Below are 16,599 nucleotides of genomic sequence, written 5' to 3' on the forward strand. Positions count from 1 at the left end.
GGGCGGGGTCGGGGCACGGCTGCATTGCAAAGCTTCCCTACGCCGGTATGAGCCGGATCAGGTTCCAAGGGACTATCTCAACCGTGGCCACAAGGCCGCGGTACCCCCGCTTCTTGGTGCGCATTAGAACATAGAAACCACTCGGCCTCCTGGCCGTACACCCACGCCTGGCGTGGATCTACTACACCCGCGTTAACAGAACCGTGACGTCGCATTCAGTAACGTGCACGCGCGCCGCACCGCCGCAAGCGGTGCTTTCCCTGCCGCCATCGCGGCGTCTGTCCGGTGCGCGCACGCTGTCGCCGGCCCACTCCCTGCAAGCTTTTGCTCGCTCCCCTCAATCCCTTGATCGGAGAAGCTCCTTCATGGTGTTTCGCATTTCCATCGCACTGGTACTTGCCCTGGTGCTGCTGGCCGGCCTCGCGCCTGGCCCCTTCAATACCGTCGTGCAGGCGGCGCTGGCCGATGTCATCCGCAGCGTCGGTTGGCTGTACCTGCTGGTCGTATTCCTGGCACTGGTATTCCTGATGTACCTGGCGTTCGGCCGCTTCGGCAACCTGCGCATCGGTGGCGAAGACGCCGAGCCCGAGTTTTCGCGCGCCAGCTGGATGTCGATGCTGTTCGCTGCCGGCATGGGCATCGGCCTGGTGTTCTGGGGAGCTGCCGAACCGATCTCGCACTTCACCAAGCCACCGGAAGGCCTGGCAGCACAGAGCATGGATGCTGCGCGTGCGTCGATGCGCTATGCGTTCTTCCATTGGGGCCTGCATCCGTGGGCGATCTACGCGCTGATCGGTCTGGCGATGGCCTGGTTCCAGTTCAACCGCAATGGACGCGGACTGGTCAGCGATATGCTGCAGCCGATCATCGGCCGCCACCACCGCGGTTGGATCGGCCGCGTCGTCAACATCGCGGCGGTGGTTGCCACGGCGATCGGCGTGGCGACGACGCTCGGCTTCGGCACCATCCAGATCGCTGCGGGTGTGGAGCGCGTGTTCGGCCTGCAGGCTACGGTGCCGGTGCAGATGACCATCATCGCCATTGCCTTCGTGCTGTACATGGCCTCCACCGCCAGCGGCGTGGAGCGCGGCGTGAAGTGGCTGTCCAACTTCAACCTGGCGCTGGCGGCGTTGCTGGCCGCGACCGTACTGGTGCTGGGACCGACCGGATTCATCTTCGATACGTTCACCACCACGCTGGGTTCCTACCTCAACCAACTGGTGACCATGAGCCTGCGCATGTCGCCGTTCTCCGGCAGCACCTGGGTGGCCGACTGGACGATCTTCTACTGGGCCTGGTGGATTTCCTGGGCACCGTTCGTGGGCTCGTTCATCGCACGCATCTCGCGCGGCCGCAGCGTGCGCGAGTTCGTGATCGGCGTGGTGCTGGCACCGACGCTGCTGGGCTTCTTCTGGTTCGCGGTTTTCGGCGGCACCGCGCTGTGGGCACAGATCTTCGGCCACGCCGACCTGGTGCAGGCGCTGGGCAATGGCTACGAGACGGTGTTGTTCACCCTGTTCGACAGCCTGCCGGCATCGCTGATGCTGTCGGCGGTGGCGTTGGTGCTGTTGATGATCTTCTTCGTGACCTCGGCCGATTCGGCGGTACTGGTATTGGCCAGCATGTCCACCGACGAAGCCGGCGATCCGCCGCTGAAGCGCAAACTGGCGTGGGGCATCGCGGTCGCGTTGATCGCGGCGGCATTGCTGTTGGCGGGTGGGCTGGATGCGCTGCAGGGAATGATCACGATCGCAGCGTTGCCATTCGCTCTGCTGATGGTGCTGGTGATGGTGTCGCTGTACCGGGTGCTGGACCAGGAGTACACGCGCGAGCGCCGGCAGACGCAGCGCCAGCGACGCATGATCGATGCGTGGATCGCACGTGAGATGGCGGCGCAGGAAGAGACCCAGGCGGAGGCGGCGCGGGCGCAGGATTCGGATTGAGGGTGTTTTGCAGCCTGCGGCTGCACCGCTTTTTTTTCAAGCAACGGCAAGTGCAACTTCAAAAGCCAAAGCGGCTCTGGGTTACTGCTGGCTGGGCGAGGCGGTGTGGGTGGGCAGGACACGCCGTAAACCCATCCCTGGGGGCTCGATGGCGCCATCCATGGCGCCAACGGTCCTGCCCACCCACACCGCCCCACCCCCGACAGTTTCCCGCGGCCGGTAGGTGTCGACCTTGGTCGACACAATCTATCCACGCCATGCGTGGATGAGGTGTATCGGAAAACAAGAAGCACGCAGCTGTTGCCTTTGCCTTTGCTCTTCTTCTTTCTATTCCGTGGCTGACGCGCACGGAAACTTTCGGGGGGCGTGCGGGTGGGGGTGGCGGGGGTATCCGCGCCATGGATGGCGCGGCTAAGCCTACAGGGACGTATTCACGGCGTCCCCCGACACTCCCACCCGCACGCCCCAGCGCATGAACCTGCTCTGGCGATCAGCCGCGAGGGGGCTGAGCCCGGCGGCCGGGAAACCTCAATACCCCGCCGCCTGCCCATCCTTGCGACTCTCCGACGCGCCGTAATACACGCCCGTGTCCGGATCACGCAGGATCGCCTGGTAGCCGCCGTACGGACCATCGGCAAACACCACGCGGTGCCCCTTGCGCATCAGCGCACGCACTGTCTCGTACGGGAACCCGGTTTCCAGATTGACCTCACCGCCATCGGTCATCGCCGTCGCCTGTCCGGTCGGTTCGGTCGAGCCCTCGTGCTGGATACGCGGCGCATCGCCGGCTTCCTGCAGGTTCATGCCGAAGTCCACCAGGTTCATCACGATCTGCGCGTGTCCCTGTGGCTGCATCGCGCCGCCCATCACGCCGAAGCTTGCATAGGGCTTGCCGCCCTTGGTGATGAAGGCCGGAATGATGGTCTGGAAGGGGCGCTTGCCCGGTGCGTAGCCATTGGGATGGTTCTTCTGCAGCACGAACATCTCGCCGCGATCCTGCAGGATGAAGCCAAGCCCCGGCGGCGCCATGCCGCTGCCCATGCCGCGGTAGTTGGACTGGATCAGCGACACCATCATGCCGTCGGCGTCGGCCACGGTCATGTAGATCGTGTCGCCCTCTTCCAGCTGCTTCGGCGTACCCGGCTGTACTTCCTTCAGCGCCTTGTCCATCGAGATCAGCGCGCGGCGCTGCGAGGCGTACTCCTTGGAAATCAGCTTCTGTACCGGTGCCGGCTGGAAGGCCATATCGGCGTAGAAGCGCGCACGGTCGGCGAAAGCGAGCTTCTTTGCTTCCACGAACAGGTGCACGTGCTCGGGCGAGCCGAACGGAATCTTCGAGAAGTCGTAGCCTTCCAGCACGTTGAGGATCTGCAGCGCGGCGATACCCTGGCTGTTCGGCGGCAGCTCCCACACGTCATAGCCGCGGTAGTTGCTGCTGACCGGCTCAACCCACTCGCCATGATGGTCGGCCATGTCCTGGTAGCTCAGGTAGCCGCCATTGTTCTTGAAGTAATCGCCGATGGTGTGGGCGATGTCGCCCTTGTAGAAGGCATCACGCCCCCCGTCGGCAATCTTCTGCAGGGTGTCCGCCAGATTCGGGTTCTTCCACATCTCACCCTTGCGCGGGGCGTGGCCGTCGATGGTGAACTGTTCCTTGAAACCCGGATACTGCGACAGCTTCGGCACCGAGCGATCCCAGTAATAGGCAATCACTTCGGCCACCGGGTGCCCTTCGCGCGCATAGCGGATGGCGGGGGCCAGGTTGTCGGCCATCGGCTTGCGGCCGAACCGGTCGTGCAACGCGAACCAGCCATCCACCGCGCCCGGTACCGATACCGGCAGCGGACCGGTGGCCGGGATCTCCTTCAGGCCACGACGCTGGAACTCGGCCAGGGTGAGCGACTTCGGCGAGCGGCCGGAGCCGTTGTAGCCGTAGAGCTTCTGCGTCTTCGGGTCCCACACGATGGCGAACAGGTCGCCGCCGACGCCATTGCCGGTGGGTTCCATCAGGCCCAGCGCTGCGTTGGCCGCAATGGCGGCATCGACCGCCGAGCCACCACCCTTCATCACGTCCAGCGCGATCTGGGTGGCCAGCGGCTGCGAGGTGGCGGCCATCGCATGCGGGGCGATCACCTCCGAACGGGTGGCGAAGGTGTGGCCGGTAATGCGGTCGGCAGCCTGGGACAGCACGGGCACGGCAGCCAGCACGGCAGCCACCAGCAGGGAACGGGCAAGGCGTCGGGACACGGTCGGGTTCCGAATGGAAGGGTGGTAACCGATCTTCGCTGCTACGGCGATCAGGGGCCATCGGGCATAGGTCATGGACGGCCGCCCTTCGGTGGCTGCGGATCTTGGTCCGCACCCAGCAAGACAGAATCATCCGGAATCCGCGCAAAAAACCCGTTGAAAAGAGTGAATTCGGGTTCACCGAAACACTTTCAGCGGCAACCATCCTTGTGCCACAAGCGATTGCACTGCATGCAGTGGAAACTGACAGGAATATCGCTGCGAGGGTTGACAGCGCCGAAACGGCTGTGGTTTTCTCGATCACATGTTGCATCACAACACGCCACCCCGAACCCACATTGAAGCCGCCGATACCGGCGCCGCCTCGCTGCGTTCGATTCTTGTGCTCGTACTTATTACCCAACCAACAGGTGCGGGACGAGCCAGCGTGTAAGCAGCAAATACACCGGAACTCTTCAAAACCCGCACCCGCCCAGGTGCGGGTTTTTTCATTTCAGGACCTGGTTTCAGACGCAACCACCATGACCAACGCCCATCGCACAACCCAAGCCCGCTGCACCACGAATCCTCGTGGTGGCAGTACCTGTGCGACGCGCGGCGCTGCCCTCCCCGCTTTTCCCTGACCGGCCGGTACGTCGATTCGACTGCCGGCCGTCTTTTTTCTTCCCACCCGCAAGGAACCTCCCCCATGAGCACCAACGAACTGCCCCAGACCAAGATCGCCGTCATCGGCTACGGCAGCCAGGGCCGCGCACACGCGCTGAACCTGCGTGAATCCGGCTTCGATGTGGTGGTAGGCCTGCGCCCGGGCGGCCCCACCGAGGTCAAGGCGCAGGCCGATGGCTTCACCGTGAAGGCACCGGCTGATGCGGTGAAGGATGCCGACCTGGTTGCGGTGCTGACCCCGGACATGGTGCAGAAGAAGCTGTACGAGGACGTGCTGGCACCGAACATGAAGCAGGGCGCGGTGCTGCTGTTCGCGCATGGTCTGAACGTGCACTTCGACATGATCAAGCCGCGCGACGACCTGGACGTGGTGCTGGTCGCACCGAAGGGCCCGGGTGCGCTGGTCCGTCGCGAATATGAAATCGGCCGCGGTGTGCCGTGCATCTGGGCGGTCTACCAGGACAAGAGCGGCAAGGCTGCCGAGTACGCACTTGCCTATGCCGGCGGCCTGGGTGGCGCACGTGCCAACCTGATCCAGACCACCTTCAAGGAAGAAACCGAAACCGATCTGTTCGGTGAGCAGGCGGTGCTGTGCGGCGGCGCTTCGGCGCTGGTGCAGGCGGGCTTCGAGACCCTGGTTGAAGCCGGTTACCAGCCGGAAATCGCTTATTACGAAGTGCTGCACGAACTGAAGCTGATCGTCGACTTGTTCTACGAAGGCGGCATCTCGCGCATGTTGGAGTTCATCTCCGAGACCGCGCAGTACGGCGACTACGTCAGCGGCCCGCGGGTGATCGACGCCGGTACCAAGGAGCGCATGAAGGAAGTGCTGAAGGACATCCAGGACGGCACCTTCACCAAGAACTGGGTGGCCGAGTACGAAGCGGGCCTGCCGAACTACAACAGGTTCAAGCAGGCCGACCTGGAGCATCCGATCGAGAAGGTAGGCAAGGAACTGCGCGCCAAGATGGTCTGGTTGCAAGGTCAAGCCGCGTAACAACGCGGCACCCCCACCCGCTCTGCAAGGTTCCCCCATGAACTCTCCCACACACCGCAGCGCGCCGCCCAACGGCGCGCGCTGGCTGACCCAGGCGCTGGAGGCCGAGGGTGTCCGTACGCTGTTCGGCTACCCGGGCGGCACCATCATGCCGTTCTACGACGCGCTGGTGGATTCGTCGCTGAAGCACATCCTGGTGCGCCATGAGCAGGGCGCGGCGCTGGCCGCCAACGGCTTTGCGCGCGCCAGTGGCCAAGTTGGCGTCTGCGTGGCGACCTCCGGGCCGGGCGCGTCGAACCTGGTCACCGGCATCGCCGATGCGATGCTCGATTCGGTGCCGATGGTCTGCATCACCGGTCAGGTGGCCACGCCGCTGCTGGGCACCGATGCGTTCCAGGAACTGGATGTGTTCGGCTTGACCATGCCGATCGTCAAGCACAGCTGGCTGGTGCGCAGCGTCGATGATCTGCCGCGCGTGGTGGCCGATGCCTTCCGCATCGCCCGCGAGGGCCGTCCCGGACCGGTGCTGATCGACCTGCCCAAGGATGTGCAGCTGGCCGATGCCAGCCACCTGCCGGCGCATGTGCCGGCCAGCGTCGAACCGCCGCCGGCCGCCGCCGACGCCGCCATCGCCGAAGCCATCGCCGCATTGGCCGCGGCCGAAAAGCCGGTGGTCTATGCCGGTGGTGGCATTGCCCTGGGCGATGCCGTGCAGGACCTGCGCGCGTTCGTCGAAGCCAGCGCCATTCCCACGGTGATGACCCTGCGTGGGCTGGGCGCGCTGCCTCCCCAGCACCCGCAGTCGCTGGGCATGCTGGGCATGCATGGCACCCGTGCAGCGAACATGGCCGTGCAGGAGAGCGACCTGCTGCTGGTGCTGGGTGCGCGGTTCGACGATCGGGCAACCGGCAAGCTGGCCGAGTTCGCGCCGTTCGCCCGCGTGGTGCACATCGATGCCGATGCGTACGAGATCTCCAAGCTGCGCAGCGCCGATGTCGCCGTGCCCGGCAACGTCGGCCACGCCATCCGCGCCCTGCGTGCGGCCTTCCCCTCCCCCAAGGCCCACCAGGACGCATGGCGCAAGCGCTGCGCACAGCATCGCGATCGCTTCGCCGCACGCTACGACGCACCGGGCCAGCACATCTACGCCCCGGCGCTGCTGAAGCGCCTGAGCGAGCTGGCACCGTCCGATACGGTGATCGCCTGCGACGTCGGCCAGCACCAGATGTGGGTGGCGCAGCACTGCCGCTTCAATCATCCGCGCAACCACCTGACCAGCGGTGCGCTGGGCACGATGGGCTTCGGCCTGCCGGCGGCGATGGGCGCGCAGTTCGCCTGCCCTGAGCGCACCGTGGTACTGGTGTCCGGCGATGGCAGCTTCATGATGAACGTGCAGGAGCTGGCGACCATCGCCCGCTGCCGCCTGCCGGTGAAGATCATCCTGTTGGACAACAGTTCGCTGGGCATGGTGCGGCAGTGGCAGGAGCTGTTCTTCGCCGAGCGTTACAGCGAGATCGACCTGTCCGACAACCCGGACTTCGTGGCCCTGGCCAAGGTGTTCGGCATCGCGGCGACGCGCATCGATGCGCGCGATGACGTCGAAGGTGGCCTGGCCGCACTGCTGGCCGAGCCCGGCCCGGCCCTGCTGCACGTGGCCATCGATGCACGCGCGAACGTGTGGCCGCTGGTGCCGCCCAATACCGCCAACAGCACCATGCTGGAAAGCAACCCTGCACATGCACGCCAGGAGATCCCCAATGCAATACCGGCTTGACCTGGTGCTGCAACCGGCCGAGGGCGCGCTGCTGCGCGTGATCGGCATGGCCGAACGCCGCGGTTTCGCACCGCGCGCGATCACCGGTGCGCCGGTGGCCGCCGACGATGGCCGTTGGCACCTGCAACTGGTGGTGGACAGCCAGCGCCCGCCGGAAACACTGTGCCGGCAGATGGAAAAGATCTACGACTGTGTTTCGGTGCAGATGACCGCACTGGAAGGAGTATCCGCATGAACGCCCGTACCGTATGCAACACGGTGCCGGTACGGAGGCGTCTTCTTCGCCGCCCGTGCCCGCAGGCGCTGGTCGGCAACACCCTGCTGGTGGCCCATGCCGGCCGCTGATGCCAGCACGGAAAGCGATGTCGGCGACGTAACCGTTGCCGACGTACTGGCTGCGCAGGCCCGCCTGCGCCGCTTTCTGCCGCCCACGCCGCTGCATCATGCCGAGCGCTTTGGCACCTGGCTGAAGCTGGAGAACCTGCAGCGCACCGGTTCGTACAAGGTGCGCGGCGCGCTGAATGCCCTGCTGGCCGCCCGCGAACGTGGCGATACCCGGCCGGTGATCTGCGCCTCGGCCGGCAATCACGCGCAGGGCGTCGCCTGGGCCGCCTATCGCCTGGATGTGCCGGCCATTGCCGTGATGCCGCATGGCGCACCGGCCACCAAGATCGCTGGCGTCGCCCATTGGGGCGCGACGGTACGCCAGCATGGCAACAGTTATGACGAGGCCTACGCGTTCGCTGTCGAGCTGGCGCAGCGCCACGGATACCGCTTCCTGTCTGCGTTCGATGATGCCGACGTCATCGCCGGTCAGGGCACCGTCGGCATCGAGCTGGCCGCGCATGCGCCGGACGTGGTGATCGTACCGATCGGCGGTGGCGGCCTGGCCTCCGGTGTCGCCCTGGCGCTGAAGTCGCAGGGTGTGCGCATCGTCGGCGCGCAGGTCGAAGGTGTCGATTCGATGGCCCGCGCGATCCGCGGCGACGTGCGCGAGATCAATCCTGTGCCGTCGCTGGCCGATGGCGTGCGGGTGAAGATTCCCGGCTTCCTGACCCGCCGCCTGTGCACCTCGCTGCTGGACGATGTGGTGATCGTGCGCGAAGCCGAACTGCGCGAGACCCTGGTGCGGCTGGCACTGGAAGAACACATCATCGCCGAGGGCGCCGGTGCGCTGGCACTGGCCGCCGGGCGTCGCGTCGCCGGCCGCCGCAAGTGCGCGGTCGTCTCCGGCGGCAACATCGATGCCGGCGTGCTCGCCGGCCTGCTCACCGATATCCGTCCGCGTCCGCCGCGCAAACCGCGCCGACGCCGGGCAGAAACTCCGCGTTCGCCCGCCAAGGCGACCGCCACCGCTTTCCCAACGCCTTCCCCTTCCCCCCTGCAAGCCGTCGCACCCGCTGTCGAGGAGATTTCCCTGTGACCACCATCGAACGAATTACCACCCCGCGCATCCGCATCTTCGACACCACCCTGCGTGACGGCGAGCAGTCCCCCGGCTGCAGCATGAGCCCGCCGCAGAAGCTGGTGATGGCGCGTGCGCTGGACGAACTGGGCGTGGACATCATCGAGACCGGCTTCCCGGCCAGCTCGCAGTCCGACCGTGAAGCGATGGCCCTGATCGGCCGCGAACTGCGCCGCCCGAGCCTGAGCCTGGCGGTGCTGTCGCGCTGCCTGCAGGCGGACATCGAGACCTCGGCGCGTGCGCTGGAAGCGGCGGCCAACCCGCGCCTGCATGTGTTCCTGTCAACCAGCCCGCTGCACCGTGAGCACAAGCTGCGGATGACGCGTGAGCAGGTACTGGAATCGGTACACAGGCACGTAGCGCTGGCCCGCTCCTACATCGATGACGTGGAGTTCTCCGCTGAGGACGCCACCCGTACCGAGCTGGATTACCTGATCGAGGTCTCGCGCGTGGCGATCGCTGCCGGCGCCACCACCATCAACCTGCCCGACACCGTCGGCTTCACCACGCCGGAAGAAATCCGCACGATGTTCCAGCAGGTCATCGCGGGCGTCGCCGATGTGCCGAACGCGGGCAACGTGATCTTCAGCGCGCACTGCCACAACGACCTGGGCCTGGCCGTGGCCAACTCACTGGCCGCCATCGAAGGTGGCGCGCGCCAGGTCGAATGCACCGTCAACGGCATCGGTGAACGCGCCGGCAACTGTTCGCTGGAAGAAATCGCGATGGTGTTGAAGGTGCGCCAGGCCTTCTACGAGCAGGACACCGCCATCGACACCCCTCGTATCGTCGGTACTTCGCAGCTGCTGCAGCGCCTGGTCGGCATGCCGGTACAGCGCAACAAGGCCATCGTCGGCGCCAATGCCTTCGCCCATGAATCGGGCATCCACCAGCACGGCATGCTGCGCCATCGCGGCACCTACGAAATCATGCGTCCGGAAGACGTGGGCTGGGAGAACTCGCAGATGGTGCTGGGCCGCCACAGTGGCCGCGCCGCCGTCGAAGCGCGCCTGCGCGCACTGGGCTTCTGGCTGGAAGAAGACGAGCTGAAGCTGGTGTTCGAGCAGTTCAAGGGCCTGTGCGAGCAGCAGCGTGTGGTCACCGACGCCGACCTGCAGACACTGATGCAGGGCGGCTCCAACGCACAGGGCTACCGCCTGGCCTCGATGACCATCAGCGATGTCGGCAGCCGCGCCAATGCGCTGGTCGAACTGTCCGACCCGGACGGCAACCGCGTGGCCGAGACCGCACAGGGCGATGGCCCGGTCGATGCCCTGTTCGGCGCCCTGTCTGCCGCCACCGGCGTGCAGCTGATGCTGGACAGCTACCACGTGCACAGCGTCGGCATCGGCGCCGATGCGCGCGGCGAAGCCAATCTGAGCGTGCGTCACGAGGGCGTCGAGTACGACGGCACCGGCACCAGCAAGGACATCATCGAAGCCTCCGCGCTGGCCTGGCTGGACGTAGCCAACCGCCTGCTGCGCCAGCGCCAGGCCAACGCCGGCGTCAGCACTGAAGCACCTGCCACCGCCACCGCCTGAGGAATCCAAGATGAGCGCCTTCGACACCGCAACCGCCACCAGCAGCGCTGGCCAGCAGTGGAATGCCCAGGACTATGCGATCGATGCCGGCTTCGTGCCGACCCTCGGTGGCGCCGTAGCGCGCCTGCTCGACGCGCGGGCCGGCGAGCGCATCCTCGACCTGGGCTGTGGCGATGGCGTGCTCACCACCGAACTGGCCCTCAGCGGCGCACACCTGCAGGGCGTCGATGCTTCACCGGAAATGGTGATCGCCGCCCGTGCACGGGGTGTCGATGCGCAGGTGATGGACGGCCACGCCCTGACCTTCGACGGCGCGTTCGATGCGGTGTTCAGCAACGCAGCGCTGCATTGGATGCCCAACCCGGATCGCGTGCTGGAAGGCGTGCGCCGCGCCCTGCGCCCCGGCGGCCGCTTCGTCGCCGAGTTCGGTGGCCATGGCAACGTGGCCACGATCGTTGCCGCCGTGCAGGCCGCGCGCGTCGCCCATGGCCACGGTGCCAGCGCATTCCAGTGGTACTTCCCCAGCGCCGATGCCTACGCCGAACGCCTGCGCCAGCATGGCTTCCAGGTGCAGCTGATCGAATGCCTGCCACGCCCGACCGCGCTGCCGACCGGCGTTGCCGGCTGGCTGCGGGTGTTCGCCGCACCGCTGCTGGACGACCTGCCGGCCGACGCGCGCGCCACCGTGCGCGATGCCGCCGCCGCCCTGCTGGCCGATCTGCCGCGCAACGCCGCTGGCCAGCCGCTGGCCGACTACGTGCGCCTGCGCGTGCTCGCGCGTCGGCGCTGACCTGACCCTGTTACTTTCTCTTAGATGTCCGCTACTTCGTACTCCTGCCAGGCAAACGCATGACTTCCGCACCCCGCACCCTGTACGACAAACTGTGGGACGCCCACGTGGTGGTTCCAGAAACCGACAGCGCGCCCGCCGTGCTGTATATCGACCTGCACCTGATTCATGAGGTGACCTCGCCGCAGGCCTTCACCGAGCTGCGCGAACGCGGCCTGAAGCCGCGCCGTCCGGATCGGACCAAGGCGACGATGGACCATTCCACGCCGACCCTGCCAGCCGCCGCCGACGGTACGCTGCCCTACGCCAGCGCTGCCTCCGAAGCGCAGGTCGCCATGCTGGCGCGCAACTGCGCCGAGCACGACATCGAGCTGTTCGACATGGCCTCGGACAATCGCGGCATCGTCCACGTGATCGCCCCGGAACAGGGCTTCACCCAGCCCGGCATGACCATCGTCTGCGGCGACAGCCACACCTCCACCCATGGCGCATTCGGGTCGCTGGCCTTCGGCATCGGCACCAGCGAAGTCGGCCATGTGCTGGCCACGCAGTGCCTGCTGCAGCGCAAGGCGAAGACCTTCGCGATCACCGTCGATGGCCATCTGGCACCCGGCGTCGGCGCCAAGGACGTGGTGCTGCACATCATCGGCGTGATCGGCGTCAATGGCGGCACCGGTCACGTGATCGAGTTCCGCGGCAGCACCATCGAAGCGATGGACATGGAACAGCGCATGACCCTGTGCAACATGTCGATCGAAGCCGGTGCACGCGCCGGCATGGTCGCTCCCGACCAGGTGACGTTCGACTTCGTTGCCAATACCCCACGTGGCCCCAAAGGCGCCGACTTCGACGCCGCCGTGGCCCGCTGGACGCAGCTGCGCAGCGATGAAGGCGCGCGCTTCGACAGCGAGGTGCGCATCGATGCTGCCGACATCCGCCCGACCCTGACCTGGGGCACCCACCCCGGCACCGCCATCGCGGTGGACGCGCCGATCCCGGCGGCCAACGATGCCGCCGCGCAGAAGGGCCTGGATTACATGCACTTCCAGGCGGGGCAGACGCTGGCCGGCACGCCGGTGGACGTGGTCTTCGTCGGTTCCTGCACCAATGGCCGCCTGAGCGACATGCGCGAAGTGGCGCAGGTGCTGCGCGGTCGTCGCATCGCCGAGCGCGTGCGCATGCTGGTGGTGCCCGGCTCGGAAATCGTCAAGCGCCAGGCCGAAGCCGAGGGCATCCACGAGATCGTGCGCGCGGCCGGTGCCGAGTGGCGCGAGCCGGGTTGTTCGATGTGCATCGCCATGAATGGCGATCTGGTCGCCCCCGGCCAACTGGCGGTCAGCACCAGCAACCGCAATTTCGAAGGCCGCCAGGGCCCGGGCTCGCGCACCCTGCTGGCCTCGCCGATGAGTGCCGCCTGGGCCGCCGTGCAGGGCCACGTTGCCGATGCCCGTGAACTGTTCGCACAGGAGGTGGCCTGATGAGCGGCTTCCGTACCCTGCGTTCGGCCAGCGTGGTGCTGCGCCAGACCAATATCGATACCGACCAGATCATTCCGGCGCGGTTCCTGTCCACCACCGAGCGCGCCGGCTTGGGCCGCAACGCGTTCAACGACTGGCGCTGGCAGGCCGATGGCTCCCCGGTGGCCGACTTCGCCTTCAACCAGCCGCACAACGCCGGCCGCAGCATCCTGCTGGCCGGGCGCAACTTCGGCTGCGGCTCATCGCGCGAGCATGCACCCTGGGCGCTGACCGACCTCGGCCTGCGCGCCATCGTCAGCAGCGAGATCGCCGACATCTTCCGCGGCAACTCGCTGAAGAACGGCCTGCTGCCGATCGTGCTGGACGAAGCCGACGTGCAGGTGCTGATGCAGCGCCCGGACGATGAACTGACCATCGACGTGGCCGCGCGCGAGCTGCGCACGCCCGATGGCCGCGTCTACTCCTTCCCGTTGGACGGCTTCTCGCAGACCTGTCTGCTGGAAGGCGTCGATCAGCTGGGTTATCTGTTGGGCCGTGTCCCTGAAATCGAACGTTACGAGAGTGAACATGCACGCTGAGATTGTTGTCCTGCCCGGTGATGGCATCGGCCCGGAAGTGGCCGCCGCTGCGGTCGCCGTCCTGAAAGCCGTGGCCGAACGCTTCAACCACACCTTCACCTTCAGCGAGCACGACATCGGTGGCATCGCCATCGGCCATCACGGCGAACCGCTGCCTGCCTCGACCCTGGCCGCCTGCCAGGCCGCCAACGCGGTGCTGCTGGGCGCGGTGGGTGGCCCGAAGTGGTCCGACCCTAACGCCAAGGTGCGCCCGGAACAGGGCCTGCTGGCGATCCGCAAGGCGCTGGGGCTGTATGCCAACCTGCGTCCGGTGCGCACGCACGAAGCCGCACTGCACGCCTCGCCGATCAAGGCCGAGCTGCTGCAGGGCGTGGACTTCGTGGTGGTGCGCGAGCTGACCGGTGGCATCTACTTCGGCGACAAGACCCGCGATGCCGACAGCGCCAGCGATCTGTGCCGCTACACCGTGGCCGAGATCGAGCGCGTGCTGCGCAGTGCCTTCCGGCTGGCCCAGCAACGTCGCGGCAAGGTCACCTCGGTGGACAAGGCCAACGTGCTGGAAACCTCGCGCCTGTGGCGTGACGTGGCCGCGCGCATCGGCCGCGAGGAATTCCCGGACGTCGCGCTGGAACACCAGCTGGTCGATTCGATGGCCATGCACCTGCTGGCCAAGCCGCGCGAGTACGACGTGATCGTGACCGAGAACATGTTCGGCGACATCCTCACCGACGAAGCGTCGATGCTGGCCGGTTCGCTGGGCCTGCTGCCATCGGCCTCGCTGGGCGAGCCGGGAGCGGTCGGCATCTACGAACCGATCCACGGTTCGGCACCGGACATCGCCGGCAAGGGCATCGCCAACCCGTACGCGACGATCTTCAGTGCGGCGATGCTGCTGCGCCATTCGCTGGGGCTGGACGCCGAAGCCGCAGCGGTGGAAGCGGCGGTGCACGCGGTGCTGGACGATGGCGTGTTCACTGCGGATCTGGCGGCGAAGGGTTCGGCAGTGAGTACTGCGGCGGCGACCGACGCGGTGCTGACCAAGCTGGGATGAAGCACGCGGGTGCCGGGACATGCCCGGCACCCTTTGCATGTCCATCGGTAGCGGCGAGCCCTACCCCGCCTGCTGCTGGTTGCCCGGCACGAGATCCGCTCAGCGCGATGTGCTGCGCGCATAATCGCTGGCGCAACCGGCAACAACGCGGCCTTCGTTGGTGCGCATCACGATGTGCTGTGGGATCCAACTGCCACCGCTGAAGGCAACCGGCGGCAACGGGCGCTGCCACGCATCCTTGCCGACCGTATGCGAGGTGTCCATGCCCGCCTGGGATAGCACTGGCGCAACCGCAACACCACCAAGATCCGCGCCGAAGAAGCCACCGAACGCCAGCGCAATCGTGTGCGTGGAAACGCCGTAGGCCTGGATGGGCGCCTGCAATCCGATCAGCAGCAGGTGCAGATCATCATCACCGACGCTGTAGTTCACCTCGTTGACCGAACGGACATCCTGGGGCCATTCGAACTGCGGCTGTTCGGAAAGCCGCTGCCAGAACGCCTGCAACCGACGCATGCTGCCTTCATCGGCGCGGCAGTGAATGGCATCCTGCAGGTCCTGGATTTCAACAGCCGGCAGCTGACGCACCGCTGCCCTGTTACCGTTCGTGGAAGGAGCACAGCCCAGTCGATAGCCGTCGCCCGCACTACGTACGATGATCGGTGTGGTGGGCGTCGACCACAGCTCGAACGGCTCCTGCAGCGTGCTCGACTGCAGCCGCAAACCGTGCGCAGCGACGATACGATCGCGCTGTGCGGGGTCCAGCGCAATCGAGAACCCGAACGCATCAGCGAACAGCCGCGGCACTTCGACACCGTGGACGGTCATCGACTGTGGCGGAGTGATGACGGTCACCCGGTGATCGTCATCCTCACCTTCCTGCTCGAATCGCCAGTCGCGCAGGTACGGCAGTCGTTCGGCAGCGTCGGCGTAGCGTGCCGCGCGCAGGCGGCTGACGACGGCCTGCTGGACGTCCGCGCTCGCGCCGCACTCAAGTACGTCCCGCAGGTCATGCTGGAACAGCAGAGCATCGGCGTCTGCCGTCTGCGCAATGGCAGAGCCGCTGCATGCGACCAGCAGCAGCGCCGAAGCGCAGGTCGTACGGAAGAACATGGCAGGCGCTCCGGCCCTGGAACTGGCCGCTATTGTGCCCGTGAACGCCCTGAAGCTGTCCACTTGGGGACCAACAACAGATCCACGCCATGCGTGGATGAAGCCAGGAGCATCCACGCATGGCGTGGATCTACGGCACGAACTCAAGCCTCGCGTGTCTCTACTTTGTGGTGTAACCACCATTGACCAGGATGGTCTGCCCGGTCATCCACCAGCCGTCGGTCACCAGGAAGCGGATCCACGGCACGATGTCGGCGATGTCGGTCAGACCGGTACGGGTGAACGCCGACAGCGCCGCGGCGGTCTTGTGATACGCCTGCGCATCGGCACTCTCGGCCGGATAGAAGAACGGCGTATCCATCGGCCCGGGACCGATCGCGGTCACCGAAATCCCACGCTCGCCAAATTCCTTCGATGCTGCGCGGGTGAAGTGTTCCACCGGCGCCTTGGTGCCGGCGTAGCTGGAATAGAACGGCGTGAACGCGCCGAGCAGTGAAGTGACCAGCGTGCAGATGCGGCCGCCGTCGTTGACATGGCGTCCGGCTTCCTTGAGGAAGAAGAACGCCGTCTTCGCGTTGACCGCGCTCATCTGGTCGTACTCCGCTTCGCTGATCTCCAGCATCGGCTTCTTCAGCACTTTGCCGACGGTGTTGATGGCGATGTCAGGGCGACCGACGGCGGCAACCGCGTCGGCGAACAGGCGCTCCATCGCCGCGGCCGAGGTCAGATCGGCCTGCAACGCCATGGCCTTTGCACCTGCGGCCTGCACGGCTGCAACGGTCGCCTCGGCATCGGCCTGGGTGGCGGCGCTGTTGTAGTGGATGACGATGGCCTTGGCGCCCTGCTCGGCGAAGTCGCGGGCGATCAGCCCGCCGAGGTTCTTGGCACCGCCGGCGATCAGCACGGTCTTGCCCTGGATACGGTGGTCGGTCATGGCATCGGTCCCGGTAAGGGGC

The 16,599-nt window shown here is 66.4% G+C and carries 13 protein-coding genes and 1 riboswitch; of the genes, 10 read left to right on the forward strand and 3 right to left on the reverse strand.

Annotated elements, in window-relative coordinates:
- Nucleotides 1-16: 16 nt before the first annotated feature.
- A riboswitch (TPP riboswitch) is annotated at nucleotides 17-118 on the reverse strand.
- A gap of 247 nt (nucleotides 119-365) precedes the next feature.
- Entirely contained in the window at nucleotides 366-1,943 is a 1,578-nt protein-coding gene (locus QP457_RS17875; protein WP_205405199.1) for a BCCT family transporter, read from the forward strand.
- A 528-nt stretch (nucleotides 1,944-2,471) separates the two neighbouring features.
- Here QP457_RS17875 and ggt read toward each other — a convergent pair.
- Nucleotides 2,472-4,190: a gamma-glutamyltransferase gene (gene ggt, locus QP457_RS17880; protein ID WP_205406455.1), complete on the reverse strand. Its 1,719-nt coding sequence runs from the start codon at nucleotides 4,188-4,190 to the stop codon at nucleotides 2,472-2,474.
- 688 nt (nucleotides 4,191-4,878) lie between these two features.
- Here ggt and ilvC point away from each other — a divergent pair.
- The 9 genes from ilvC (at nucleotide 4,879) to leuB (ending at nucleotide 14,530) form a co-directional block, all read left to right on the forward strand.
- Nucleotides 4,879-5,853, forward strand: coding sequence for a ketol-acid reductoisomerase (ilvC, locus tag QP457_RS17885; RefSeq protein WP_099821015.1), 975 nt, complete (start codon nucleotides 4,879-4,881; stop codon nucleotides 5,851-5,853).
- 37 nt (nucleotides 5,854-5,890) lie between these two features.
- Nucleotides 5,891-7,627 carry an acetolactate synthase 2 catalytic subunit gene (gene ilvG, locus QP457_RS17890; RefSeq protein ID WP_180165918.1) on the forward strand — a complete coding sequence of 579 codons (1,737 nt, stop codon included), beginning with the start codon at nucleotides 5,891-5,893 and terminating at the stop codon, nucleotides 7,625-7,627.
- Complete coding sequence (locus QP457_RS17895) at nucleotides 7,611-7,862, forward strand: ACT domain-containing protein (protein WP_089236730.1); 252 nt, start codon at nucleotides 7,611-7,613, stop codon at nucleotides 7,860-7,862. Before ilvG ends, QP457_RS17895 begins: the two co-directional genes overlap by 17 nt.
- Before the next feature lie 96 nt (nucleotides 7,863-7,958).
- Complete coding sequence (locus tag QP457_RS17900) at nucleotides 7,959-9,050, forward strand: threonine dehydratase (protein WP_191078530.1); 1,092 nt, start codon at nucleotides 7,959-7,961, stop codon at nucleotides 9,048-9,050.
- Nucleotides 9,047-10,633 (forward strand): 2-isopropylmalate synthase, encoded by a 1,587-nt coding sequence (locus QP457_RS17905; RefSeq protein WP_205406456.1) that lies wholly within the window; start codon nucleotides 9,047-9,049, stop codon nucleotides 10,631-10,633. Before QP457_RS17900 ends, QP457_RS17905 begins: the two co-directional genes overlap by 4 nt.
- A 10-nt stretch (nucleotides 10,634-10,643) precedes the next feature.
- Nucleotides 10,644-11,423 carry a class I SAM-dependent methyltransferase gene (locus tag QP457_RS17910; RefSeq protein ID WP_180165924.1) on the forward strand — a complete coding sequence of 260 codons (780 nt, stop codon included), beginning with the start codon at nucleotides 10,644-10,646 and terminating at the stop codon, nucleotides 11,421-11,423.
- Between the two features lie 59 nt (nucleotides 11,424-11,482).
- Nucleotides 11,483-12,901, forward strand: coding sequence for a 3-isopropylmalate dehydratase large subunit (leuC, locus tag QP457_RS17915; protein ID WP_205406457.1), 1,419 nt, complete (start codon nucleotides 11,483-11,485; stop codon nucleotides 12,899-12,901).
- Nucleotides 12,901-13,479 (forward strand): 3-isopropylmalate dehydratase small subunit, encoded by a 579-nt coding sequence (gene leuD / locus QP457_RS17920; RefSeq protein WP_100462694.1) that lies wholly within the window; start codon nucleotides 12,901-12,903, stop codon nucleotides 13,477-13,479. Before leuC ends, leuD begins: the two co-directional genes overlap by 1 nt.
- Complete coding sequence (gene leuB / locus QP457_RS17925) at nucleotides 13,469-14,530, forward strand: 3-isopropylmalate dehydrogenase (protein ID WP_205406458.1); 1,062 nt, start codon at nucleotides 13,469-13,471, stop codon at nucleotides 14,528-14,530. The genes leuD and leuB overlap by 11 nt, the downstream gene beginning before the upstream one ends.
- 99 nt (nucleotides 14,531-14,629) lie before the next feature.
- On the opposite strand, the gene QP457_RS17930 is transcribed toward leuB, so the two are convergent.
- Both QP457_RS17930 and QP457_RS17935 read right to left on the reverse strand, forming a co-directional pair.
- Nucleotides 14,630-15,760, reverse strand: a complete 1,131-nt coding sequence (locus QP457_RS17930; protein WP_205406459.1) for a hypothetical protein — start codon at nucleotides 15,758-15,760, stop codon at nucleotides 14,630-14,632.
- Nucleotides 15,761-15,803: 43 nt separating this feature from the next.
- Nucleotides 15,804-16,577: an SDR family oxidoreductase gene (locus QP457_RS17935; RefSeq protein ID WP_205406460.1), complete on the reverse strand. Its 774-nt coding sequence runs from the start codon at nucleotides 16,575-16,577 to the stop codon at nucleotides 15,804-15,806.
- Between the last annotated feature and the right edge of the window lie 22 nt (nucleotides 16,578-16,599).

The organism is Stenotrophomonas sp. As-7 (assembly GCF_030291015.1).
GTDB lineage: Bacteria > Pseudomonadota > Gammaproteobacteria > Xanthomonadales > Xanthomonadaceae > Stenotrophomonas > Stenotrophomonas lactitubi.